Annotated in this window: 25 protein-coding genes; 6 read left to right on the top strand and 19 right to left on the bottom strand. The window is 30.6% G+C overall.

What is annotated here, in order from left to right:
- The first annotated feature begins 4 nt into the window (after positions 1-4).
- The 3 genes from ACWJJ2_RS18350 to ACWJJ2_RS18340 all read left to right on the top strand — a co-directional run bounded on the left by ACWJJ2_RS18350 (position 5) and on the right by ACWJJ2_RS18340 (position 1,981).
- Complete coding sequence (locus ACWJJ2_RS18350) at positions 5-748, top strand: ABC transporter ATP-binding protein (RefSeq protein WP_253198096.1); 744 nt, start codon at positions 5-7, stop codon at positions 746-748.
- On the top strand, positions 732-1,532 hold the full coding sequence (locus ACWJJ2_RS18345; protein WP_216302015.1) for an ABC transporter permease: 801 nt from the start codon (positions 732-734) through the stop codon (positions 1,530-1,532). Before ACWJJ2_RS18350 ends, ACWJJ2_RS18345 begins: the two co-directional genes overlap by 17 nt.
- A gap of 92 nt (positions 1,533-1,624) precedes the next feature.
- A complete protein-coding gene (locus ACWJJ2_RS18340) occupies positions 1,625-1,981 on the top strand; it encodes a tetratricopeptide repeat protein (protein ID WP_216302014.1) in 357 nt (118 codons plus the stop codon).
- Positions 1,982-2,000: 19 nt separating this feature from the next.
- Here the strand turns inward: ACWJJ2_RS18340 and ACWJJ2_RS18335 are convergent, their stop codons facing one another.
- Genes ACWJJ2_RS18335 through ACWJJ2_RS18325 form a run of 3 tightly spaced genes read right to left on the bottom strand, consistent with a single transcriptional unit; the run spans position 2,001 to position 5,297 of the window.
- Entirely contained in the window at positions 2,001-3,206 is a 1,206-nt protein-coding gene (locus ACWJJ2_RS18335) for a transglutaminase domain-containing protein (protein ID WP_258280638.1), read from the bottom strand.
- Complete coding sequence (gene recX / locus ACWJJ2_RS18330) at positions 3,160-4,044, bottom strand: recombination regulator RecX (RefSeq protein ID WP_258280637.1); 885 nt, start codon at positions 4,042-4,044, stop codon at positions 3,160-3,162. The genes ACWJJ2_RS18335 and recX overlap by 47 nt, the downstream gene beginning before the upstream one ends.
- Positions 4,045-4,046: 2 nt before the next feature.
- A complete protein-coding gene (locus ACWJJ2_RS18325) occupies positions 4,047-5,297 on the bottom strand; it encodes a M16 family metallopeptidase (protein ID WP_462953646.1) in 1,251 nt (416 codons plus the stop codon).
- 287 nt (positions 5,298-5,584) lie between these two features.
- Between ACWJJ2_RS18325 and ACWJJ2_RS18320 the strand changes: the two genes are divergently transcribed.
- The gene (locus tag ACWJJ2_RS18320; protein ID WP_187351392.1) at positions 5,585-6,109 is read left to right on the top strand and encodes a QueT transporter family protein; all 525 of its coding nucleotides are present in this window, start codon (positions 5,585-5,587) and stop codon (positions 6,107-6,109) included.
- A 121-nt stretch (positions 6,110-6,230) separates the two neighbouring features.
- Positions 6,231-7,802: a DEAD/DEAH box helicase gene (locus ACWJJ2_RS18315; RefSeq protein ID WP_216302048.1), complete on the top strand. Its 1,572-nt coding sequence runs from the start codon at positions 6,231-6,233 to the stop codon at positions 7,800-7,802.
- 310 nt (positions 7,803-8,112) lie between these two features.
- Here the strand turns inward: ACWJJ2_RS18315 and ACWJJ2_RS18310 are convergent, their stop codons facing one another.
- The 16 genes from ACWJJ2_RS18310 to hcp all read right to left on the bottom strand — a co-directional run bounded on the left by ACWJJ2_RS18310 (position 8,113) and on the right by hcp (position 22,857).
- Positions 8,113-8,814, bottom strand: coding sequence for an MgtC/SapB family protein (locus ACWJJ2_RS18310; RefSeq protein ID WP_165411724.1), 702 nt, complete (start codon positions 8,812-8,814; stop codon positions 8,113-8,115).
- A 27-nt stretch (positions 8,815-8,841) separates the two neighbouring features.
- Positions 8,842-9,333, bottom strand: a complete 492-nt coding sequence (locus tag ACWJJ2_RS18305; protein ID WP_220286034.1) for a UPF0158 family protein — start codon at positions 9,331-9,333, stop codon at positions 8,842-8,844.
- A 110-nt stretch (positions 9,334-9,443) separates the two neighbouring features.
- A complete protein-coding gene (locus tag ACWJJ2_RS18300; protein ID WP_462953645.1) occupies positions 9,444-9,716 on the bottom strand; it encodes a DUF1292 domain-containing protein in 273 nt (90 codons plus the stop codon).
- 105 nt (positions 9,717-9,821) lie between these two features.
- Positions 9,822-10,811, bottom strand: a complete 990-nt coding sequence (locus tag ACWJJ2_RS18295) for a biotin--[acetyl-CoA-carboxylase] ligase (protein ID WP_216302009.1) — start codon at positions 10,809-10,811, stop codon at positions 9,822-9,824.
- A 47-nt stretch (positions 10,812-10,858) separates the two neighbouring features.
- Positions 10,859-11,728, bottom strand: a complete 870-nt coding sequence (locus ACWJJ2_RS18290; RefSeq protein ID WP_462953644.1) for a radical SAM protein — start codon at positions 11,726-11,728, stop codon at positions 10,859-10,861.
- A 147-nt stretch (positions 11,729-11,875) separates the two neighbouring features.
- On the bottom strand, positions 11,876-12,505 hold the full coding sequence (locus ACWJJ2_RS18285; protein ID WP_216302007.1) for an HD domain-containing protein: 630 nt from the start codon (positions 12,503-12,505) through the stop codon (positions 11,876-11,878).
- A gap of 173 nt (positions 12,506-12,678) precedes the next feature.
- Positions 12,679-12,837, bottom strand: coding sequence for a hypothetical protein (locus ACWJJ2_RS18280; protein WP_165411718.1), 159 nt, complete (start codon positions 12,835-12,837; stop codon positions 12,679-12,681).
- Between the two features lie 67 nt (positions 12,838-12,904).
- The gene (locus ACWJJ2_RS18275; RefSeq protein WP_165411717.1) at positions 12,905-13,135 is read right to left on the bottom strand and encodes a DUF1292 domain-containing protein; all 231 of its coding nucleotides are present in this window, start codon (positions 13,133-13,135) and stop codon (positions 12,905-12,907) included.
- Between the two features lie 369 nt (positions 13,136-13,504).
- The gene (locus tag ACWJJ2_RS18270; protein ID WP_253198084.1) at positions 13,505-14,872 is read right to left on the bottom strand and encodes a CCA tRNA nucleotidyltransferase; all 1,368 of its coding nucleotides are present in this window, start codon (positions 14,870-14,872) and stop codon (positions 13,505-13,507) included.
- A 35-nt stretch (positions 14,873-14,907) separates the two neighbouring features.
- A complete protein-coding gene (locus tag ACWJJ2_RS18265; protein WP_165411716.1) occupies positions 14,908-15,771 on the bottom strand; it encodes a DUF6414 family protein in 864 nt (287 codons plus the stop codon).
- Positions 15,772-15,891: 120 nt separating this feature from the next.
- Complete coding sequence (locus ACWJJ2_RS18260) at positions 15,892-17,097, bottom strand: DNA polymerase Y family protein (protein WP_216302006.1); 1,206 nt, start codon at positions 17,095-17,097, stop codon at positions 15,892-15,894.
- Positions 17,098-17,283: 186 nt separating this feature from the next.
- The gene (gene ptsP / locus ACWJJ2_RS18255) at positions 17,284-18,993 is read right to left on the bottom strand and encodes a phosphoenolpyruvate--protein phosphotransferase (protein ID WP_216302005.1); all 1,710 of its coding nucleotides are present in this window, start codon (positions 18,991-18,993) and stop codon (positions 17,284-17,286) included.
- A gap of 12 nt (positions 18,994-19,005) precedes the next feature.
- Positions 19,006-19,269, bottom strand: a complete 264-nt coding sequence (locus ACWJJ2_RS18250) for an HPr family phosphocarrier protein (protein WP_216302004.1) — start codon at positions 19,267-19,269, stop codon at positions 19,006-19,008.
- Positions 19,270-19,281: 12 nt separating this feature from the next.
- Positions 19,282-19,773, bottom strand: a complete 492-nt coding sequence (locus ACWJJ2_RS18245; protein ID WP_165411712.1) for a PTS sugar transporter subunit IIA — start codon at positions 19,771-19,773, stop codon at positions 19,282-19,284.
- 304 nt (positions 19,774-20,077) lie between these two features.
- A complete protein-coding gene (locus ACWJJ2_RS18240; RefSeq protein ID WP_216302003.1) occupies positions 20,078-20,914 on the bottom strand; it encodes a PRD domain-containing protein in 837 nt (278 codons plus the stop codon).
- Between the two features lie 299 nt (positions 20,915-21,213).
- Positions 21,214-22,857, bottom strand: a complete 1,644-nt coding sequence (gene hcp, locus ACWJJ2_RS18235) for a hydroxylamine reductase (RefSeq protein ID WP_216302002.1) — start codon at positions 22,855-22,857, stop codon at positions 21,214-21,216.
- A gap of 382 nt (positions 22,858-23,239) precedes the next feature.
- Here hcp and ACWJJ2_RS18230 point away from each other — a divergent pair, with 382 nt between their 5' ends.
- Positions 23,240-23,773: an ECF transporter S component gene (locus ACWJJ2_RS18230; protein ID WP_216302001.1), complete on the top strand. Its 534-nt coding sequence runs from the start codon at positions 23,240-23,242 to the stop codon at positions 23,771-23,773.
- Positions 23,774-23,895: the final 122 nt, after the last annotated feature.

The raw sequence follows: 23,895 nt of genomic DNA, 5'->3' as shown, positions 1-23,895 counted from the left end.
ATGCATGAATTATCACTCTTTAACTGCAGAAACTCCTGCTTTAAAGCATATCTCATTTAGTGTAGAAGAAGGTCACTTTTTAAGTATTGTAGGCCCTTCTGGCTGTGGGAAATCTACGCTGTTAAATATAATAGCAGGCTTAATTACTCCGTCATATGGCGAAATAGTAATTAAAAGTCATGATGATAGCTCAAGCCTTTCAAAAATTGGATATATGTTTCAAAAGGATCAATTATTCGACTGGTTAACCATATGGGACAATGTACTTTTGGGTCTCAAAATTAACCACCGTATTACAGATGACAATAAGGAAATGGTAAAAAATATTTTAATAAGCTATGGTCTCTGGGAATTTAGAAATCATCATCCTAGAGAATTATCCGGAGGCATGCGCCAAAGAGTTGCTTTAATTCGCACCCTAGCTTTAAGCCCCGAAGTCCTTCTTTTAGATGAGCCTTTCTCAGCTTTAGACTACCAAACTAGATTAAACATTAGTGATGAAGTTTATGAAATTATAAAAAAAGAAAAAAAGACTACTATAATGGTAACTCATGATATTTCTGAAGCTATCGCTATGTCAGATGAAATTATTATCCTTTCAAATCGACCTGCTGTAATCGTTAAAGAGATGAATATTGAATTTGGAGAAGATTTCCCTTGTCCTCTCAAGCGTCGAGAAGCTCCAAATTTCAGAGTTTACTTCAATGAAATTTGGAAGGAGTTGAATAGCAATGCTGATTCAAAGTGATGAGCAAAAGAATTATATCAAAAATGTAAAAAGAGAGAAATACACTATTATTTTCACAAGGATAATAATACTAATTGTTTTTTTTAGCCTTTGGGAAATAGCTGGCAGACTTAAATGGATTGATTCCTTTTTAACAAGCACACCGTCAAAAATGTATAATTCCTTTATACAAATATATAATGAAGGTACACTGCTAACTCATATATCAGTAACATGTTTTGAAACAATAACAGGTTTTTTACTTGGAACCATATTAGGGGCCTTAATTGCAGTCTTATTGTGGTGGTCCGATTTTGTTTCAAAAGTTTTGGATCCATACTTAATAGTATTAAATGCCTTGCCTAAAGTAGCTCTTGCACCTATTATTATATTTTGGGTAGGCAACGGGGTAAAGGCAATAATAGTAATCGCGCTTTTAATATCAATAGTTGTAACCATAATTAGCATACTAAGCGGTTTTAGAGAAGTGGATGAAGATAAAATTAAACTTTTAAAAACCTTCGGAGCTTCTAAATACCAAATATTAATTAATCTAATTATTCCTTCATCTATTGGAGCTTTTATTTCTGCACTTAAGATCAATGTAGGCCTCTCATGGGTGGGCGTAATTATGGGTGAGTTCTTAGTGGCTAAAGAAGGTTTAGGATTTTTAATAATCTATGGTGGTCAAGTTTCCCAACTAGATATGGTAATGATGAGCATAGTAATACTTTCTATCTTAGCTTATCTTATGTATGAAATGGTTGCACTTTTCGAAAAAAAAGTGGTTAATAAAAACAAATAAAATTCCACTTAAATGAATACATTTTAAAACCCTTGGACAGTATTTAGAATAACAAATTTATAATTCTTCGGAGAATTACAAGGAGGATAATAATGGAATACTTTCAAAAAGCTAACGAAATATACAATACTAAAGATTATAATAGAGCAATAATTCTCTATAAAAAATCCGCAGAAATGAAAGATAATGAGGCTGGTTCACTTTATAATACCGCAGTATGTTTTATTCACTTAAAAAAATACGAAAAGGCAATACCTTTATTGCATGCTGCTATAAGCCTGCGCCGTGAAAGCAAATATTTTTTCAACTTAGCTTACTGCTATGCTATGTGTGTTAACAAGCAAAAAGCATTATATTATTTCAATACAGCTTGGTCATTAAATAATGAAGATACAGATTGCGAAAAAGCCATTAATTTATTATTAAAAAGCTATAGAATAGCTCCCTAAAACTTAGGTAGCTATTCTATTACCATTCTCCAGCTATATTCTCTCCTTTATGGTCTATATCAAATCTTTTACTATCATAATAATCCCCACCAATTAAAAATGTTGGATCTACATTAATCCAGGTGTTTTCTTCCTCTATATATACTTGATTCCAAGCATGGCTAACCCAATTACTTCCGTTGAATCCTTGGCCTGTTATAATTCTCACCTTTATATTATTAGCTCTGCACATAGCTACATATAGACATGCATAATCAAAACATATACCACTTTTAGAGTTAAAAGTTGGGATGGCACCAGATTTCGCTTCTAAATCGTTATTTAATACTCTATTTGCTTTTTCATCGCTATAAGCTACTTCACTACCTACCCATTTATAAATAACCCTTGCTTTCTCCCTTGTACCACTTTTACCTTCAGCCAGGGTAATTGCAAACTTATTAATTTCATCATTAGACTTAACCCCTTGATCCAGAGTAATACCATTATAATAAATTATACCTTTTGGCTTGTTTTGTAAATTAGGTTCTAAAGTAGAAGCCTCTTTTACTACAATTTTAAAAGAGTTATCTACAACATTCGGAAGCTTTTTTGCAAGCTTTGAATTAGTCAATGGAATAACTACCTCTTTGGATATATAATTATATATTTGTGATTCTTCCAAATACTTATTATATGTATCAGTTATATTAAGAAGTGATAGAAAATTAAATATGAAAGTAATAACAATTACATAACATATTGCTTTAGGCAACTGAAATACTGCACCTATAATTCTATTAAATAAAACACTTTTTTGCCTTACTTTGCGCTCTATGCTATCAAATAAAGGATAAAAAGTAATGTGAGAAATAATACTAATTACAAAATTTATAACACTATAAATTATTAATATCACTATTGGCATTATTAATATATAAATCACTAATGGTTTGCTATTAATAAACCCTATAACATTCATTGGTATACTTTTATATATTTTCTCATACATACCTTCATTGTGCTGAATAAGCACTTTTTTCGTATAATAAATACCTAGACATAAAGAAAGCAAAAAAGATATACTTTGAAAAACTCCCTCAATGCCACCTTTTAAATGCTCCGATGAGAATTTATATATAAACCCTTTAATTATTGGGTATATAAACAATAACAGTAAAATTAAGCTTACGGGCTCTTTAAACACTCCTATCACCGCTTTCATTAACAATATCTTCTGTGCCATTAATTAAATCTTTTAATACTTTTTTAATTTGATCCCACTGGAATCCTCTTCTTAAAAGATAGTCTCCTAGCTTTTTATATAGCTTTATTTTGTGCGATTCTGACTTGATTAATATGCTGTATCTTTTACTAGCTAACTCGTATAATTTATCATAATCTTCTTGATAAGTATCTTCGGAGGGCGCATTATCGCATGATTCCTCTCCTTTGTCATTTTCAGTTATCTTAGCCAAAACCTCTTTAATTATTTCGTAATCATATCCACTGCGAGCTAAATAGTCTGATGTTTTTTTATAAAGTTTTTTTGTATCCTTCTCACTCTTAGATATTGTAACGATTTTTTTTTCGCCTAATTTCAAAGCTGTTTCGAGCTGTTGCTCATTAGTTATCTTATTAAGTTCTTCTTTAATTAATTCTTTTGGAAGAGATTTTTTTAATAAATCAAACTTTATTTTATTTTTACCACTAGACCTGATTTTTTCTTTTATAAATAATTCAACAAACCGCTTATCATCAATAAAATCATACCGCTTTAAAAACTCCAGTACTCTATCTATAGTTTTAGTATCAAATTCCTTTATCGTTAATTTATCAACTACTTGTTTAGCCGATTTATTGCTTCTCTCCAAAAAGTGAAGTGCGCAGGTTTTCCCCTTAATATAATTATCTTCACTAGCTATATCTTCTAAATTCTGTTTGTCCATAACTCTGCCTTTTGTAATATTATGGATATATATAAGTTCTGCATCACAAGCAAATGCATATTCGCCATCCATATAGATGTTAACTCTCCGCTTATTTTTTTTTTGTATTTCAATTTTTGTTATAATACTACTCAATTTTACACTCTCTTTTCTGGTAAAAATATGTGAATTGTTGGCTCCTGCAATACTTTTCTTGAAATATTATATAGGTCTTCACTTTTAATATTCTCCATGTTATCCATATCATCAGTAAACTGATATATATCTTCATCGTCCATAGCTTGATGTATTACATAACTTCCAAGGTCTGTTGAGTCCTCTAAGGTTGAAGCTATAGCAGTTTTCATTATTTTTTTCATCAAGGCTATCGTATTATCGTCAAAAACTATTTTTTTACTTTCAATATCTTTAATAGCAGTATCTATTACATAGATTGCTTCCTCTACATTTTCTTCTGACACCGATGTATAAATATATAATATTTTAACGTTATTTGAAGTATCTAAATGAGTGTAAACATCATATGACAATCCTCTTTCTTCTCGAAGTTCTCTAAATAATATAGAATTAGAACTTTCTCCAAATTTATAGTTTAATATTCTAAGTGCTAATTCCTCATCTTTAGATAGTCCATTAAAGGTATATAAATACAGTATAGTGCATTGCTCAATTTCTTTTTTATATGAGATTTTTTTTATAGACTTATGATGTTCAAAAGTTATTTTTTTCTTTTCAAATTTCCTCTTTGTCCAATCACCAAAATATTTGTTAACCATGTTTATTATATCCTCATGTTCAAACGACGATACAATAGATATGAATGAATTATTAGGCAAGTAATATTTGTTATAAAAATCAACAAGTTGCTTTCTTGTAACTTTTTTTATAATATTTTCGCTACCAATAGTATCTTCTCTAAGTGGACTATATTTAAAAGCAATTTCATTAATTCTCTTAAAGCTTAAATCTTCAATGTCATCATTAATCGTTCTAATTTCAGCGAGTATTACACCCCTTTCCTTTTCAATTTCATCAATTGGAAAGGTTGAATTTAATAGCATATCTCCGAGAAGTGTTAACGAGTTCTCTAATTCTTCATTTAAAATTGTAGCAGTATATACTGTACAATTAAAATCCGTGTATGCATTATATTCCCCACCTAAATTTTCTAGATTGCTGTTTAGTTCTTCGTTAGTTCTACCCTCAGTTCCTTTAAAAAGCATGTGTTCTATAAAATGTGCTATTCCCTTTTCATTTTTTTCTTCAAAAAGAGAACCTATGTTTACTCCAACATGAACTGCTGAAATTTGACTATCCTTTTTAATAGTAATAAGTTTAATACCATTACTTAATTGTGTTTGTTTTGTATTAAAAATTTCTTTACTCATCATATTCTCCTTTAACCAAAAACTATGTTATTAAATCATCACCTGCGAAGCTGTAATACTAACTTCAAAAAACAAATTCATATATATTTTAACTATATCATACTTTTAACTATTTTAGACCATAATTTCAACGTATTTAAAACTAGAATTAATCCCCTACAACCTCAGAAAATCTGAAAGCCCTATTGACTAATTGCGAAATATGGAGTAAAATAAAGATTCGAGTCAAATACTCATAGACAGTTCGTAACCATCCTGTCTTAAAATAAAACTACGGAGGCACAAAAATGAATATTAAATTAAATGAAGGAACTATGTCTGTAAAAATAAGAAAGATCGTTTTTGCAGCAATGGTGGCTGCTATTTATGTAGCCTTAACTCTAAGCTTATCGTTTTTCAGCTTTGGAGTTATTCAATATCGTATCGCTGAAGGACTTACTATTTTACCTTATTTTGCATCCTTTTCTATTCCTGGGCTGCTAATTGGTTGTATAGTTTCTAATATTATAAGTCCACTAGGTATTATGGATATGGTTTTCGGTTCCCTTGCAACGCTTATAGCTGCGATTTCAACTTACTATATTGGTAAAAGCAAACTTAAATTCAAAAGAATACTTGCTCCATTACCGGCTGTAGTAGTTAATGCCATTATTATAGGCATACTGTTAAAGCTTTTATATGTTAATGACATGCCCCTTATAGTTTGTATGCTGCAAGTTGCATGGGGAGAATTAGTCTGCTGTTATGGAATTGGATTGCCTCTTATTTATGTTATTGAGAAGAACTCAATTTTGAGGAATTTTTTTAAATAATTATAAAAAAGCAATTTGAATTTGCTTTTTTGATTTAATATTTATTATTTTGTATATATTTTTGTAATAATAAGATGTATTTGATACTTTATGAGAAGAAAGAGGAATTTTAATGAACAAAATTGACAAACTTAAATTTGATGAACTAGGACTAAGCGAATCCGTACTCCACGCTATACAAGATCTAAAATTTGAATATCCATCTGATATTCAAGCAAAAGCTATTCCAGTTGTACTAGATGGCTTTGATATTATAGGTCAAGCTCAAACAGGAACTGGTAAAACATTAGCCTTTGGTGCACCTATTTTAAGCCTAATGGAAAGACCAAATGGAAAAGTTCAAGCAATAATAATGTCTCCAACAAGAGAACTTGCTGTCCAAGTTGCTGAAGAACTTTCACGTATTGCAAGACATGAAAGAATTAAAATATTACCAATCTATGGTGGCCAATCTATTGATAGACAAATATCCGCTTTAAAAAGAGGAGTAGATATTGTAGTTGGAACTCCAGGAAGATTATTAGATCATATTAGAAAAGGCACTTTAAAACTCGCTAATGCTAAGTTTCTTGTTTTAGATGAAGCTGACGAAATGTTAAACATGGGCTTTATTGAAGATATTGAAAGCATTATAAGTAATTTAAGTGAAGATAGACAGACTTTACTTTTCTCAGCTACTATGCCAAGAGCTATTAAAATATTGTCAAAAAAATATATGCATCCTGAAACAAAGCTTATTGCAATAGAAAAGAAATCTTTGACTGTTTCTAAGATTGAACAATATTATTATGAAGTAAACCCAAAAAATAAATTTGAATCATTATGTAGAATTCTTGACGTTGATGCTCCTAAGACTTGTATACTATTCTGTAAAACTAAGAAGGGTGTAGATGAATTAGTTGATGCATTACAACCTAGAGGTTATACAGTAGAAGGTATGCACGGAGACATGAAACAAAGTCAAAGAATGAATACTCTTAAAAAATTCAAAGATGGTAATCTGAATTTCTTAATTGCAACAGATGTAGCTGCAAGAGGAATCGACGTTGAAAATGTTACTCATGTAATAAACTATGATTTACCACAAGATAGCGAATCATATATACATAGAATTGGTAGAACAGGTAGAGCTGGTAAAGAAGGCACAGCTTATAGTCTTATTACAAGACGAGAAGCATCTGCTATAAGACAAATTGAACGTGATACTAAAAGTATCATCGCTAAAAAAACTGTACCTACTATAACAGATATATTCGCTGCAAAATCAGAAACTATTTTAGATTCTATAAAATTAGTTCTAAAAGAAAATTTATATGAAAACTTTCTTCCACTAGGACAAAATCTTATAAAAGAATTTGGTGATGAAGATGTAGCTGCTTCCCTAATCAAAATTATTTTTGATAAAGAAGTTAACTATAACTATGCAGATGATGCTACAACTACAACTACAGATAATGTTAGACTATTCTTATCTATAGGAAGAATGGATGAAGTTATGACTAAAGATATTATATCTTTCCTATGCGAGACTGCTAACATTAATAAAAATGAACTTGGCCGCATTGATATTTTAGATAAATTTTCTTTCTTAGATGTTCCTGCGAACTTAGTAGATTCTATTCTAAACAATAGTTCAGGTAAGAAATTAAATAGTAGAAAAGTAAATATTGAAGTAGCTAAATCTAGAAGATAGATTTGTTAAATCAAAAGAGCACTTATTAATAAGTGCTCTTTTTTCGCGTATATTTACTTTTAACGGCATTTCAGAAGGAAAGTCTCCCACTTCTATAAATTGGAGTATAAATCACCTTCTGAAGTCATTAATATTTCAGCTCCGCAGGCGATGATTTGATTATTTTATCGTCTCTTTTAACATACAATATAAATGGGGTGATAATAATGAATAAATTTAAAAAACTTATTTACACATTGATTTTTATCTTGTTAATTGAGATTTCGCTAATATATGTAATTTGTAAATAAGTACACTTATTATTTTTCTCTTATAATATAGTTGCTTTGTATATTTCTTCAAAAGCACATAGTTTTTGCACAATCCCACTGCTCTTTATATGTCTGGGTGCTAAAATTGTATACATTGTTGTGCTGTAATCTGGATTTTCATCTTCCTCATCAATTGAAAAATCTATATTTTTAACTTTTATGCCCATACCATCAAAGTACTGTTCTAATTTTTCCACCATGTTTTTCTTGTTAACGTATTGAATTTCTATTTTAAGAATATTAATGTTTTTAAATAACTTAGCTTCAAAAGTCTTAAGAAATACTAATACTATAAAAACAAATATAGTTGATAATATACTTAAAGTATAATAACCTTGACCAACTGCAAGTCCAATACATGCCACAGTCCATAAACTTGCTGCAGTAGTAAGTCCTTTTACTGATCCCTTCTCATGTATAATAGTCCCTGCCCCTAAGAATCCTACTCCCGATATAACTTGCGCCCCAAGTCTTCCAATATCTGCTTTCATGACATTTTGGAGTTCTGGGTGCCGCAGTATCATATTAGTTGTTTCTTGAATTGAATATAATTGTATCATTGAGGTAACTGCCGCGCCTAGACATACTAATATATGAGTTCTAAAACCAGCTGGTCTATTCTTATATTCTCTCTCATATCCAATTAAGCCACCAACTAAAACTGCAAGCGCGAGCCTTATTGCTACTTCATATACTAACATATATATACCTCCAACAAATAGGTTGCTTTAATTTAAATACTTTAATTCAATACCAATTGACATTAACCATGTTCTAACAAATTCTTCTATGCATTTATCTTCATATTCATACCATCCATCTGTTGCATTTGGTTTATCCATTAGAATATGTTTAAAACTTTTTATAGGTTCTTCACTTATTAGTGCCCTTTTTAATTCTAGCTTTAAATCTGAATTACTAATTATACTATTAACATATTTTTTCATTGCACTTATATAAAAGTCTTCATCTATTAGAGGAGTGCTTAAATATCTATTAACCTCATCTTCGCTAATAAGTATAGCGGTGATGACAAATTCTTTTAACCACTTATCAAATGTATCTTCTTTTAAAGTCCCATTTTCTAATGCTACACTTACTTCTGTAGGAATATATATAACCTCACCAGTAGCTGTGTCTAGAAAGCTTTTCCCTAAATTGTCATCAACATGCGAAATTGTTTCTATAAGTGCTTCCATATTAATTTCTACTAAATTCAAAATTTCACCTCCTCCAGTTACTACAATAATTTTTAATATCTAAAAAAATTATAAATTTATAGTAAAAACCCAATAAACCTTACCGATTTATTGGGTTATTGGTCTACTATTTATTCCTCAAAAGATGAATCATATTCTTCTAAAACTCTTTCAAATTCTTCTTCATCTTCTACTGCAATATATTGCTCTTTACCATCAACCACTTCTATTTTATAGACAAAAGCATCATCTTCTTCTCCTATAGGAGCTAATAAAGCATATTTATTTTCATCTAACTCAATAATTTCGATTAATTCAAAATCAACCTTTGCTCCATCTTCATCTAACATTGTTATAATTTTATTTTCTTCCATGTCTATTCTCCTTTCAACCTTAATAACCACATTATACCGTTAATCTAGCTATACTGTCTATATAAAAATATAGATTAAATAACATTTCAAAAGGAAATTATCCTACATTATCCCTTAAACATATGAAACATCAGTTTATTTACTATATCCGGAAATTCCTCTTATAGAAACTTCTCCTGAAACAATATATTCTACTATCCCTTTGTAATTTTCAATTACTAATTCTCCTTGATCACTTATATCTATTGCCTTAGCTGTTGTTACTTTTCCTCTATTAATCAATTGGATTTCTTTACCTATAAGCATGGAATTTTTTCTGCAAATCTGTATAGTTTCTTCTATATTTCCATTTTGGACAAAATCACTATATAGCTCCTCAAAAATGTTTAATATGTTGGCAAGCAAAAGCTTCCTCTCCATGTATTTACCACTCGCAAGCTTTATAGACGTAGCCACATCTTTTAGATCAATTGGTATATCTTCTTTTTCCAAATTTACATTTATACCAATTCCCATAACTAGATAATTAATATGATCTACTTCACCACTCATTTCTGTTAATATACCACATACTTTTTTACCATCAAATACTATATCGTTAGGCCACTTAATACTAGTTTTAATTCCCATTTTCATAATAGCTTTTTGAACTGCTGCTGCCCCAAGTAGGGTTATTTGTGATATATTTTCTGTGTTAATATTTGGTCTAAGTATTATGGACATCCATATGCCCTTGTGCTTTGGAGATACCCAATTTCGTCCGAGCCTTCCACGTCCTAATGTTTGTTCTTCACTTATTATAACTGTGCCGTGATCTTGCTTTGTCTCCGCAAGCTCTTTAGCTTTAGAGTTAGTTGACCCTATAGAATCATAGTGAATAATATTTCTACCTATGTATTTTGTACTTAAAAAATTTTTAATTTCCTCAAATGTAAGTATATCCGGTGAGGAAATTATTCTATAACCCTTTCTTGAAATTGCTTCAACTTCGTAGCCATCCTCTTTAATTATATTTATATGTTTCCAAATAGCTGCACGGCTAACGCCTAAATCTTCACTAATTTTTTGACCAGACACAAAATTATTTCCACTGTCCTTAAGTAGCCTAATGATTTTTTCCTTCATAACATCCACACCCTTTTTTGTTTTACCAAATTCTGAGGAAAGTCGTTTTATAGTCTTCTGTATTCCTCTTGCCTATACCTATATTTTCCTTTCAGTACAAGGTCAATGTCTCCCACTAACTGATTCTTATCTTGTGGCAATGTTCCAGAAAGTGCCATATAATTTGAAGCATGATTGCTTCTGAAAACACAGTTAGCAACTTCTACATTTTTAAGGAACTCTCTCATCTCATACATTATTTGTTCTGGCGTTAATATATGAAAAGTCCCGTTCTGTATATCCTCATATATAGGGGTTCCCCTCTCTAACATTAAAGTTAAAAATCCTACATAATCTGGGTTTATAGCGCTTATAAGTTTAGCCGATTCTATTGCATGTTCACTTATTTTTTCTGTGCCACCTATTCCTGAAATCAAGGTAGTGGATAACTTTATCCCACTTTCTTTAACCTTGCAGCCTGCAATAATCATTTCCTCAGCAGTTACGCCCTTATTTATACTTTTTAATATTTCATTACTTCCAGATTCAACACCTAGATACACAATCCCAACGCCAAGATCCTTAAGCTGCCTAAGATCCGCTAAAGATTTTCTCAAAATATCACTAGGAGCAGCATAAATCCCTACTCTTTCACACTGAGGGAACAATTCTCTTATTTTTAATAAAATCAATTTCAATTTATTAGTTTCAATAACTAAAGCATCTCCATCTGCTAGAAATATCTTTTTAACTACCCTATATGTTGATTTAGCATGCTGTAAATCAACCATAATATCTTTTAAATCACGTATTCTAAACTTCTTATCTTTGTACATATTGCAAAAGCTGCACGCATTATGTGAACATCCGATTGTAACTTGCAGTATAAGACTGTAGGCCTCACTTGGTGGTCTGTATACTGTTCCTTCATACCTCACTGTAATCATCTCCAAACTTCGTAAATTCAATGAATTTTATTTGTTGCATACTTTATTAGTATATCATAGGTTTTTCCATAAAAATAAATCCTTTTTATACTATACTCGTTAAACTCACAAAGTAATTTAGTGCTTAATCTATGTAAATTATTTTGAGCGCGATAAATACTCTTCACAAGTGCGAATAAAAGATTTAATATTTTCTTTCTCCTCTTTAACTTTATCCTCACTGATTTCCCCTCTACCAAGTCTATCACACTGTGATAATAAGGCAATTTCTTTAAAAGATATTTCTTGCGACATGTTTTTCATATCCCCAAAAGGTAATTTTTTGTTTACAAAAAGAGTTTGCATATGCCATCTAACTAAAGCTGAAACTTGATTAATTAATTCGACCTCATCTGTAAGCGCTTCAAGAAATTTTATACTAAGATCTTCACCAACCTTGTCATGGTCATAAGACGTTATTTTTCCTTTCCTGATTTTTGTAGTAGGTGCTTTCCCTAAATCATGTAATAATGCCCCCCACATAAACGCTCTAGGACATTCACTTTTCTCCTTTACTTTTGCTGCATTATCCACAACTAACATTGTGTGAATCCATACATTTCCTTCTGGGTGATACTGTGGAGATTGGGGAATATCTACTAAACGACTTAACAATGTATATGGATATTCATTAAAGATGATCTTATTATTTATTATTTTATCGAAATATATAGACGGCTTATCATCTTCCATTAAATGCCTCTCAAATTCTTCAAACATTTTTATCATATATTAAGTCCTTTCTATCTATTATTGATATTTTTTTATTTACATCACATTTTGTTATTATAACAAAAAGAGCAAGCTAACCTTTATTTAAACTATATACTATCATAGCTTAGATAACAAACACCTGCTCTTTTTATTAATGTATCTTTTATTATTTATTTTTTTTCATGTACCTAATATCCATTTTTTTTGGTTTCAAAAACACTTTCGTTATATGCGCTTTCTTCAACGGTTTGAATAATTTGATTTTTAGAATGTCCATTTTGTGTTTTTGTATCTTTCTTAATATAATCACGTAAATTTTCCTTCTTAGCTTCTTCACGACTCTTCATATATACTCCTCCTAATTACTTATTATTACTACATACTTCTAAATATGTTGCCTCTGCCACCGCAGTATTACTGCTCGCTAAACTTCTGTAATACTTTTTTAAACTCTTGGCCCTGTCCTATGGACAAGTATTCTGTTTCTCCATTAACTACAACTGACTTGTAAGCATATGCCTCATCCGAATCTTTAGGACCAACTATCACATATTCATTTCCATCCATTTTAATAGCATCGATCAGTTCTAAGTCGACTTTCTCACCATTTTCATTTAGTACAGTAATTATTTCACTAGCTTTCAAACACTACACCTTCTCTCATGTATTATTTTGTGCCTAAGTAAATGTTTTATACCAAATTTTCATAATAACTCAAAAGGAAATCTCCTAGGATAAAAAAAAATGCATCCGTATAACTTTCCCCTGTGCGACCTGAAATCATTTCCAGAGAAAGTTCATACTATTATGCATATCTATATTCGAAGGAGATACTATTCAAGCGCTTCTAACACTCTTTGAAGCAAATGGAGCATTACATTTTGATATTTCACCTATTGAAGGAACTCCTATAAAGGATTTAATACCTATGATTCTAAAAACTATGAAAAATAAGGGAAGTAAAGAACCTTTACTTGAAGAAATAGGAGAAGAGTAGTCTTCGATTTTAGTTTTTCACTTTACATATTCATCATAAATTATAGCTAAAAGTTTCTCTTTACTATTCAATTGCGGATTTTCTAATACTTTATCTAAAAGAAATCTAAGCATATCACCTATTTTTTCTCCTGGTTTAATAGAAAATTCACTCATTAAATCTCCACCGTTTATTGCAAGTTCTTTTATAGATAGTGGAACTTTAGATTCTAAGATAGCTAATGTTTTTTCTTCTACCTTATTAATTTCTTTTAATCTCACTTCTGGAAAACGTGAACCTAGTGCATCCGCTCTTTGCAAGGCGAAGAGATCACATACTAAATCTACACCCACTCTATTAATAAGACGTTTTACAGATGCATCTGTTGGTTTTGTAAGCACATTCATATGTTCCCTTACTAAAACACTAATTTCACTTATACTTTGATTATCAAATCTAAGACGCCCTAGTATTTGCTCAGATAATATAACACCTTTTTTATCATGTCCATAAAAATGACCTATCCCATCTTTGTCAATAGTGAAACAGTAAGGTTTAGCTATGTCATGTAATAATGCTGCTATTCTCACATTAAGTGAATGTGGGCATTTTTCCACAACCGACAAAGTATGTTCAAATATATCTTTATCATGATGAGGATTTTGCTGATTAAACCCTACAGCTAATTGAATCTCTGGTAGTATGACCTCTAATAGTTTAGTCTCTTCAAGTAATCTTAAAGCTTTAGTAGTATTATTAGATACCATCATTTTGCATAATTCATCTCTAATTCTTTCATTACTTACATTTAATATAAGTAACGAATTTGCTTTTATAGCCTCTAAAGTTTTTTCTTCTATTTCAAAATCTAACCTGGCTGAAAACCGAATAGCTCTAAGCATTCTTAGCGCATCTTCTTGAAACCTTTTATTAGGCTCACCTACGGCTCTAATTATTTTATTCTCTAAATCTTCGGTGCCACCAAAATAATCTATAAGCCCATCTTCCTCATTAAAAGCTAAAGCATTTATAGTGAAATCACGTCTTGATAAGTCTTCTTTTAAATTTAAAACAAAAGTAACACCATCCGGTCTTCTATTGTCCAAGTATTCACCATCTATTCTGTAAGTTGTAACTTCGTATCCATCTCCATTTATCATAACAGTAACAGTTCCGTGTTTTATACCTGTAGGCACAGTTTTGTCAAAGAGTTTGATAACCTCTTGTGGTAGGGCATTGGTAGTTACATCATAGTCCTTGGGCATGGATGTCCCGATTTTGGAATCACGTATACTTCCTCCCACTATATAAGATTCATATCCATTATTTTTTAAAGTGTCTAAAATTACTTTTACATCATTTGGTATAAACATAAAGCCTACAAATATAGTATTATCTTTAATCATTCCACTCACCCTTTATTTTCACTGTAATCTTAATTCTAAATATACATTGCTATAGGTATAATTTCAATCACAGATCCGGTAATTTCTATTTGTTTTTTATCATAATCACTAATTAAACTTGTATCTTTTAGAAATCTATTTTTAAATTCTTTAAAATACTCTTCATTCAAATAATCAAAGTATGTGCCACTTAGTAAACTATAGTTATTAATTTCATTTTCCTTTGGAATTCTTACCACCTTACCAAGGACAGTGATTTTAGCACCTTCAATATAATCTAAATTGTCTGCCATATTTTTTATCTCTAAGGGCACTACAACTTTTGTATTGCTCGTCCCTATATTACTACTAATGAATTTTAAACATTTTTCTCTTTTACAATTTTCCATATCATCTTTTAAGACCTTTAAAACTTGCTTCTTAACTCTTTGCTCTTGGCTTTCAGCACCGTTCTCCACAGTTTCCGGTGAAAAAGCCAATTGCATTTCCATAACCCTAATCATATCTTCTATATATTCTATAACTGGATTTTTATACAATTCACTAGTAAACTGAACAAAATCAAATTCCTTCATATTCTTTACATCACTCTCATTATTTATAACCTTTAACAAACTTTGGTCATTTAGTATATTTTTTATTCTTGACAGTATTGTTATTACAATTGAGACTCTTTCTTCAATTTTCTGCGACGAGAATTCATTAAGAAGTTGAACATTTAAATCTCCTTGCCTTATTTTACCACAAGTAAGTTCATATAATGGTGTATTGGTACTAATAGTTAACTGTTTTCTCGTACTTTCACTTTTGATTTCGGCAAATTCCTGTATTACAATTGTATATAAATTATTTATCATATTTTCATTAAGGTATAATGGTATAAGTGCTCGATTATCCATATTTACATATACCTCCGTTACATTTTCTCAAATAATACTTCTTACCTAGTCTATATCATTTTTTTATTATTTAGAACAACAGTGTATAATATATGTTTGTTCTCTTTGCGACTTAATAAACTATTTATTTTTTAGAAATACTGATTTCATAACTGAAGTTTCACCATATTTGCGTCTAATACTGTCTATAGTTTTGTCTATTGCCCTTTTCTTTTCATCAGAATCATTACCAATATCAAAAATTGATATTTGTTTGAAATTATCCTCACTTAGATTATTAAGAGAAACTCCTAGTAGTCTTATTGGATCTCCCTTCCATAATTCATCAAAAAGTTTTTTTACTGTTTTTAGTATTTCCTGCGTTGAATCTGTAGCACTTTTTAAAGTCGTGCTACGCGAATAATCAACAAATTCATGATTCCTTATAGTTATGCAAATACAGTAACAGCATTTTTTTATATTTCTTAATCTAGAAGCTGTGTGCTCTACTAATGCTAATAATATTTTATAGGCTTCATCTTTACTTTTAACATCTTCTGATAATGTAGTCGAATTGCTTATTCCTTTTAGCTCATGTTTATTTGACTTTACCTCTCTATTATCTATACCATTGGCATATTTCCACATCATAAGTCCACTACTTTTAAAGTGGTATTTCAAAAATCCAACATCATACTGAGCTAAATCTCCTATAGTAAATATGTTTAAATTATTAAGCCTAGGAACGGTTCTCTTTCCAACCATGAAAAGCTCACCAACTGGAAGATTCCACAGTTTCTTTTCTATTTCATTTTCATAAAGCGTATGCACTTTATCAGGTTTCTCAAAATCAGATGCCATCTTAGCTAGAAGCTTAACATTTGATATGCCCACATTTACTGTAAATCCAAGTTCATTTTTTATTCTGTCCTTAATATCCCAAGCTATCTTGAGTGCTGCTTCTTTTGAGGTATTATAACTTGTCATATCTAGAAAACATTCATCTATAGAAAATTTCTCCACATAAGGTGTATAGTCTCCAAAAATTTCTCTCATACTTCTACTACATCTTTCATATAACCTAAAGTCAGGTGATATAACTATCATGTTTTTACACTTCTTTCTTGCAGTAAATAAACTCTCTCCTGTTATTATTCCACTTTTTTTAGCTATCATAGATTTTGCGAGTACTACTCCTCTTCTAGACTCCGCGTCTCCGCCTATTACCGAGGCTATATCTCTTAAATCAATATCCGAGCCTTTTCTAAGTTTATCCGTAGCACTCCAAGAAAGAAACGCTGAATTAACATCTATATGAAATATAAGTTTCTCTTTTAATTTAATCATCTAATCTCATCCTTTACATAATGGACATTTATGAAGGCATCCTTAAAATATTTTTCACATAAATATATTATATAGAATTTTAGTGCAAAAAAGCAACCTATCCTTTATTAAGAATAGATTGCTTTAGTGAAACGATTGATTTTATTACTTATACGTTAGTATAAGCCTTATTTACTAATATAGGCCTTATGCCTTAATATTAGCTTTTATATATTCCTTTATTTCATCTGAATCTCCAAATGATAATACTGGTTCTGATAGCTTTATGCATTCTTCATAGCTAGAATTTGTAACAGTTTTACGTGCTCTTAATATTGAAGAGGCACTCATACTGAATTCATCTAATCCAAATCCAAGTAGTACAGGAATAAGATTTGTATCCCCTGCCATTTCACCACACATGTTTACCTTTATTCCTGCCTTGTGACCATTATCTATTACGATTTTAATAAGTCTTAAAACAGCTGGATGATAAAAATCATATAAATATGATATTTTCTCATTCATTCTATCAACTGCCAATGTATATTGAATTAAATCATTAGTACCTATACTAAAGAAGTCTACTTCTTTAGCTAATACATCTGACATTATTGCAGCTGATGGTATTTCTATCATAATACCCACTTCAATATTCTCATCAAATACTACGCCCTCTGACTTAAGTTCATTTTTACACTGCGCGAGTATTTTTTTAGCCATTCTAAGTTCTTGAAGATTGCATATCATAGGAAACATGATTTTAAGCTTGCCATATGCAGATGCCCTTACTAAAGCTCTTAATTGAGTTGTAAATACGTCTGTTCTATCAAGGCAAAGTCTTATAGCTCTATATCCTAAAAATGGATTCATTTCCTCGTCCATAGGTAAGTAATTCAATTTCTTGTCTCCACCAATATCTAAGGTTCTTATAATAACAGGTTTTCCATCCATTTTTTCAATAACTGACTTGTATTCCTTAAATTGTTCTTCCTCAGTTGGAAGTGCATCTTTTGACATATATAAAAACTCTGTTCTAAATAATCCTATAGCTTCTGCACCATTTTTCAAAACAGATTCTAAATCTTCCGATGATCCTATATTTGCAGCTAATTCAACTGTTTTGCCATCTATTGTAGTAGATTTCATAGTGGCATATTTAAGTAGCTGATGTTTAGATTCAATGAATTCTTTTCGGCGTTCTTTATAATCGTTTAAAGTCGCTTCATCAGGATTAATTATAACTATACCTTCTTCTCCATCTACAATAATTAAATCGCCATCTTTAATTTCACTTATGCCATTACCTGCACCTACTACTGCTGGTAACTCTAAAGAACGTGCAATAATTGAGGTATGTGCAGTTTTCCCACCTATTTCAGTTACAAATGCCAAAACTTTAGCTTTATCAATTTGTGCTGTATCTGACGGAGTAAGATCCTTTGCTATTATTATACACTCTTCTTTAATTTCTGAAATAGAAGCTACTTTTATACCCATTAGCACATTTAACACTCTTTTGCTTACATCTCTAATGTCTGCTGCTCTCTCAGTCATATATTCATTATCCATATTTTCAAAAATAGCTGCTGTTTGTGCTGCTACAGTTTGTAGTGAGTATTCAGCATTGAATTTATCGCTTGCTATTTTCTTTTGAATAGATCCTATGAATTCTGGATCCTCAAGCATACATAAATGTGCTTCGAATATTTCTGACTTCTCACTGCCTAGCTTTTCTTTTACATTTTTAACTATTTTTTCAAGTTCAGTAATTGCTTCTTGCAAGGCATCATTAAACCTAGCTAGCTCAACCTCTGAATCTATTACCTTGCTTTCCTTTATCTCTAAGACTTCTTCTCTAATAACTAATGCTTTGCCTATAGCTATTCCAAGAGATGCACCTATTGCCTTTAACATAGCTTATTCCCCCTATTTTCCAAGTCCTTCTTCTATAAGTTTTACCATAGCTACCGCAGCGGCTTCTTCATCATCACCAGTAGTTTTTATTGTTATTTCATCATCTTTAACAGCTGCCATACACATTATAGCTACTATACTTTTTGCATTATACTCATTGCCCTCTTTTACTATAAGAACTTCTGATTTAAACTTAGAAGCCTCTTTAACTACTGATAATGCCGGCCTTGCATGTATTCCACTTTCACTTTTAACTATTGCTTTTTTTTCCATCATAATATACGCTCCCTATTTTTTTATTTTTATTGTTATAACTTCATCATTTTTATCTACAGTCCCTAACTTAAATTCTACAGATTCCATTATTTCATTATCTGTAAGAACTAGAACACTTAAATTAGTTTTAGCTTTAGCTTTTATTAATTCATTATTAAAAGTTAATAATTTATCTCCAGCCTTAACTTGTTGTCCCTTTTGCGCAAAAGCTTCGAAGCCCTCACCCTTCATCTCTACAGTATCAATACCTATGTGAAGTAGTATCTCTATACCTTCTTTGCTCTTTAAAATTAAGGCATGTTTTGTAGGGAATACTTGAAGAATTTCACCATCAACTGGTGAATATAATACTCCTTCTGTAGATTCAAATCCTATCCCATTACCTAACATTTTAGATGAAAAAACTTCATCAGGTATTTCTGATATGTCAAAACATCTTCCCACAACTGGAGATTTTAAAATCATACTCTTTCCTTCTTTGCTCTTTTTTAAAAAACTAAACATTTTTATCATCCTCGCCTTTCTCTAAGGTAGATTCAATTATTAATTATTATCCACCTAAAATTTCTTTATTATGAGATTTCACTTTAAATCTTAAATAATTATATAAACATTAGTTTATGCAATCTTTCGAATTTCAAATACATTTTAAAATCCACTAAAGTAGCTTTATCTACTTTAGTATCTTTATACATTCTTTTTAAAACGTTCTAAAAAAAGACATAAACTAATAAGATGCTCATTAGCATTTTATATGGCTCATGCCTGATCTAATCAGTAACACACCTAACATTATAAACTTTGTTTTTTAATTTGATTGCTTTAATCTATGTACATGCATACAAATATATGAAGCTTCATCTTCACAAACTTCTTTTGAAAGTTTTTCTGATATAAATTCACATACTTTCTTAGAAATTTCAAAGTCTTCGCTCATCTGAGCTTTAACAGATCCCAGCATTACATTTTTTAGAACCTTATCATTATCTATTCTATCTAAAGCATACCTTAAATGAGAAACTAATCTCCCATATTCCATTGATTTTTCACTAGTTTTTATTCCAAGTAACTCTTGGATATATTCCATTACTTCTTTAACGATTCTAGTATACTTAAGGCTTTGAGACACTTCCTCGTTAACTCTTGCAGAATATATATGAAGAGTAATAAAACCGATTTCACTTTCTGGCAAAGCCACATTTAATTTTTCTTTGATAAATTTTGTTCCTTTTTCTGCTATGCTATATTCATTAGGGTATAATGTTTGTATTTCATTTAGAAATGGATTAACTATATTAATTCCAAGTTCCATTCTTTTAATTGCAAAACTAATATGGTCGCTTAGACCAACATGTATATGTGAATTTAATTTTTCTTGTAACCTATCTTCCGCAAAAGAAATTATTTCTTCTGCTACTGCCAATATTTTACCTTCTACATTTTGAATGATTTCCACATAGTTAGCTTTTTCACTATCATCTATTTTAATAAATTTCTGGTCTATGGCACTCCCTTTAGCTATAAGTTCACCAGGTTTTTTACCAAATCCTATTCCTTTACCAAAAAGAACATAGACATTATCGTCTTTCTCTGAAACAACAACATTACTACTAAGAGATTTTAATACCTTATAATCAATATTCATGTTAAAATTACCTCTTCTATAGTTTAAAATACATTTTGGAATTATTCAAGGGTTTTTTAAAATATATTCTCGAGAATTTAAATATAGCCACTTAAATTGTCGAATTTCACTTAATTTAAAGATTAATCATTATTATTTTGCTTTTAACTATTAAATTAATGTAAACTTATTATGCAATGTAATTAAATCATCTCCTGGATCGCTGCACATATACTCCCACTTATAGAAATTGGAGACTTTCCTTCTGAAATGTCATTAAATAAGTACAAGCACCCTTTTTAGGATGCTTGTTCAACTTCTTAAGCCATAAACATTTTTATATCTTCTTCTACGCTAGAAATTCCAGCTATTCCAAAGTTCTCTACTAATACATTGACAACATTTGGGGATAAAAATGCTGGTAATGTTGGTCCTAAGTGAATATTTTTAACGCCTAGGTGAAGTAATGCTAATAACACTATTACAGCTTTTTGCTCATACCATGCAATATTATATGTTATTGGTAATTCATTGATATCATCGAGTCCAAATACTTCTTGTAGCTTCATTGCAATAACAACTAATGAATATGAATCATTACATTGTCCTGCATCTAGGACTCTAGGAATTCCACCAATATCTCCAAGTTCTAATTTATTGTATCTGTATTTTGCACAACCCGCAGTTAAAATAACTGTATCTGTTGGTAATTCTTTTGCAAAATCAGTATAGTATTCGCGGCCTTTCATTCTTCCATCACAACCAGCCATTACAAAGAATCTTTTAATTGCTCCTGTTTTAACAGCTTCTACAACTTTATCAGCTAATGCTATTACTTGATTGTGAGCAAATCCTCCAACTATTTCTCCTCTTTCAATTTCAATTGGTGCACTACATTTTTTTGCATGCTCAATTATAGCTGAAAAATCTTTTGCAGTTCCATCTTTCCTATCAGCTATATGGTTCATGGAAGGAAATCCAGATGCTCCAGTAGTATAAACTCGCTCTTTATAAGAATCCTTTGGAGGAGTAATACAGTTTGTTGTCATTAGTATTGGTCCATTAAAGCTTTCAAACTCTGAATTTTGTTTCCACCACGCATTTCCGTAGTTACCTACAAGTTGATCATATTTTTTAAAAGCTGGATAGTAGTTTGCTGGTAACATTTCACTATGAGTATATACATCTACTCCTGTACCTTCTGTTTGTTTTAACAATTCTTCCATATCCTTTAAATCATGTCCACTAATTAATATTCCTGGGTTATTACGGGTTCCTATATTAACCTTTGTAATTTCTGGATTTCCGTAGGTAGTTGTATTAGCTCCATCAAGTAGTGCCATAGCATCTACTCCATATTTACCACACTCAAGTACCAATGCAACTAATTCATCAACAGATAAGTTATCATTAGTAGTTTGTGCAAGTCCTTTTTGCATAAATGCATGCAGGTCATTGTTTTCATACCCTAAGTTATATGCATGATCAGCATAAGCTGCCATTCCTTTGATACCGTAAGTTACAAGTTCTCTTAAAGATCTTACATCTTCATTTTCAGTTTTAAGAACTCCTACATTCATAGATTTGCTCTCAAATTCTTCAGAAGTACCTGTCCATATTGCACATTCTGGTATTTTACCATCTATTACTCCACCAGCATTTACGAGTTCTGCCTTAATTATTTCACGTAATTCTAATGCTTTTGTTATTGTTTCTATAAATCTAACTTTATCAAAATTTGCATTTGTTATAGTCATGAATAATCCATTTACTACAAATTTATTTACTTCTTGATTTTCAACCCCTAGTTCCCTTGCTCTTGTGCTATAAATTGATATTCCTTTTAAAACATATATTAATAAATCCTGCATATTAGCTAAATCCTCTGTTTTACCACAAACTCCTCGTGATGTGCATCCTGTGCCCTTTGAAGTTTCTTGACATTGATAACAAAACATACTCATTGTAAATTCCTCCTGTTTTTTGGATAGATAATAATTTTATAATGCCGCTTTCAAATAAATAGCCTCATATTAACTTGGTATTTATTTGAATGCACTAATTATCTTCCATATAAAAATTTAGTATTTTGAATAATTAACATCAACATAAGTAATCTGTCCTTTATTGTTGAACTACCTTTATTATAGTTGCGCACAGATTGAAAGTCGGTAACAAATGTTACAGCATTAATATTTTCTCACTGTTCTTTGTTATTATTTACCAAATATGATATTCTCCACTGCTTCTATTAGTATGCACTTATTGCTGATACCATATAATATCAGCATTTGTCTATTATTATGGTATAATTAGTATTTAAAAAACTATTTAGGAGTGAATAAAATGAAAAATAGAAATGTTACTAACCTGGTAAAAGCAAGTCTTTTTCTTGCTCTAGCTATAGTTTTTCAAGTAGTAGGAAAGACTTTACCTGGAATAAGCCAATTTTTTGTTGGACCAGCTGTTAATGCTATCCTTATACTTACAGCTGCAATTTGTGGAGGTGGTTACGGAGTATTAGTAGCTTCTTTAACTCCGCTACTCGCCTGGTTAACTGGACAACTTGCCAGCGTTTTAGGACCCTTCCTCCCCTTTATAATCATTGGTAACATAATATTTGTTCTTAGTTTTGTAATTTTAAATAAACGTGGAAAATATGGTGAACATTTAGGAGTTATAACTGGGGCTTTTATAAAATACATATTTCTATCAATTTCCGCATCAAAACTTATTCCCTTATTCAATCTAAATATGCCTCCAAAAATAGTTAATAAACTAGTTATTACTATGGGGTCACCTCAGCTTATAACTGCGCTCATTGGAGGAGCTTTTGCATTAATACTAATTGAAATTTTAACAAAAAGAAGAATCTTATAGACCTTTCTTTAATATTTCGCAATATTTGTTGAAATAATGTACATTTTTTTTTTAAAATTAACATAAATTATCGAAACTTAACACTAACTTAACATTGTTGTGATAAAATTTCATCGGAATAT

The organism is Clostridium sp. CM039 (genome assembly GCF_055081075.1).
Note: the sequence above shows the minus strand (reverse complement) of the source record. Positions and strands in the feature narration are given on the sequence as shown.

Excerpts from the sequence above, each read along its gene's own strand:
- ACWJJ2_RS18350 (WP_253198096.1), top strand. The coding sequence starts at position 5 with ATGAATTATCACTCTTTAACTGCAGAAACTCCTGCTTTAAAGCATATC.
- ACWJJ2_RS18345 (WP_216302015.1), top strand. The coding sequence starts at position 732 with ATGCTGATTCAAAGTGATGAGCAAAAGAATTATATCAAAAATGTAAAA.
- ACWJJ2_RS18340 (WP_216302014.1), top strand. The coding sequence starts at position 1,625 with ATGGAATACTTTCAAAAAGCTAACGAAATATACAATACTAAAGATTAT.
- ACWJJ2_RS18335 (WP_258280638.1), bottom strand. The coding sequence starts at position 3,206 with ATGGCACAGAAGATATTGTTAATGAAAGCGGTGATAGGAGTGTTTAAA.
- ACWJJ2_RS18325 (WP_462953646.1), bottom strand. The coding sequence starts at position 5,297 with ATGAGTAAAGAAATTTTTAATACAAAACAAACACAATTAAGTAATGGT.
- ACWJJ2_RS18320 (WP_187351392.1), top strand. The coding sequence starts at position 5,585 with ATGAATATTAAATTAAATGAAGGAACTATGTCTGTAAAAATAAGAAAG.
- ACWJJ2_RS18310 (WP_165411724.1), bottom strand. The coding sequence starts at position 8,814 with ATGTTAGTATATGAAGTAGCAATAAGGCTCGCGCTTGCAGTTTTAGTT.
- ACWJJ2_RS18295 (WP_216302009.1), bottom strand. The coding sequence starts at position 10,811 with ATGAAGGAAAAAATCATTAGGCTACTTAAGGACAGTGGAAATAATTTT.
- ACWJJ2_RS18285 (WP_216302007.1), bottom strand. The coding sequence starts at position 12,505 with ATGATAAAAATGTTTGAAGAATTTGAGAGGCATTTAATGGAAGATGAT.
- ACWJJ2_RS18280 (WP_165411718.1), bottom strand. The coding sequence starts at position 12,837 with ATGAAGAGTCGTGAAGAAGCTAAGAAGGAAAATTTACGTGATTATATT.
- ACWJJ2_RS18270 (WP_253198084.1), bottom strand. The coding sequence starts at position 14,872 with ATGATTAAAGATAATACTATATTTGTAGGCTTTATGTTTATACCAAAT.
- ACWJJ2_RS18265 (WP_165411716.1), bottom strand. The coding sequence starts at position 15,771 with ATGGATAATCGAGCACTTATACCATTATACCTTAATGAAAATATGATA.
- ACWJJ2_RS18260 (WP_216302006.1), bottom strand. The coding sequence starts at position 17,097 with ATGATTAAATTAAAAGAGAAACTTATATTTCATATAGATGTTAATTCA.
- ptsP (WP_216302005.1), bottom strand. The coding sequence starts at position 18,993 with ATGTTAAAGGCAATAGGTGCATCTCTTGGAATAGCTATAGGCAAAGCA.
- ACWJJ2_RS18250 (WP_216302004.1), bottom strand. The coding sequence starts at position 19,269 with ATGATGGAAAAAAAAGCAATAGTTAAAAGTGAAAGTGGAATACATGCA.
- ACWJJ2_RS18245 (WP_165411712.1), bottom strand. The coding sequence starts at position 19,773 with ATGTTTAGTTTTTTAAAAAAGAGCAAAGAAGGAAAGAGTATGATTTTA.
- ACWJJ2_RS18240 (WP_216302003.1), bottom strand. The coding sequence starts at position 20,914 with ATGAATATTGATTATAAGGTATTAAAATCTCTTAGTAGTAATGTTGTT.
- hcp (WP_216302002.1), bottom strand. The coding sequence starts at position 22,857 with ATGAGTATGTTTTGTTATCAATGTCAAGAAACTTCAAAGGGCACAGGA.
- ACWJJ2_RS18230 (WP_216302001.1), top strand. The coding sequence starts at position 23,240 with ATGAAAAATAGAAATGTTACTAACCTGGTAAAAGCAAGTCTTTTTCTT.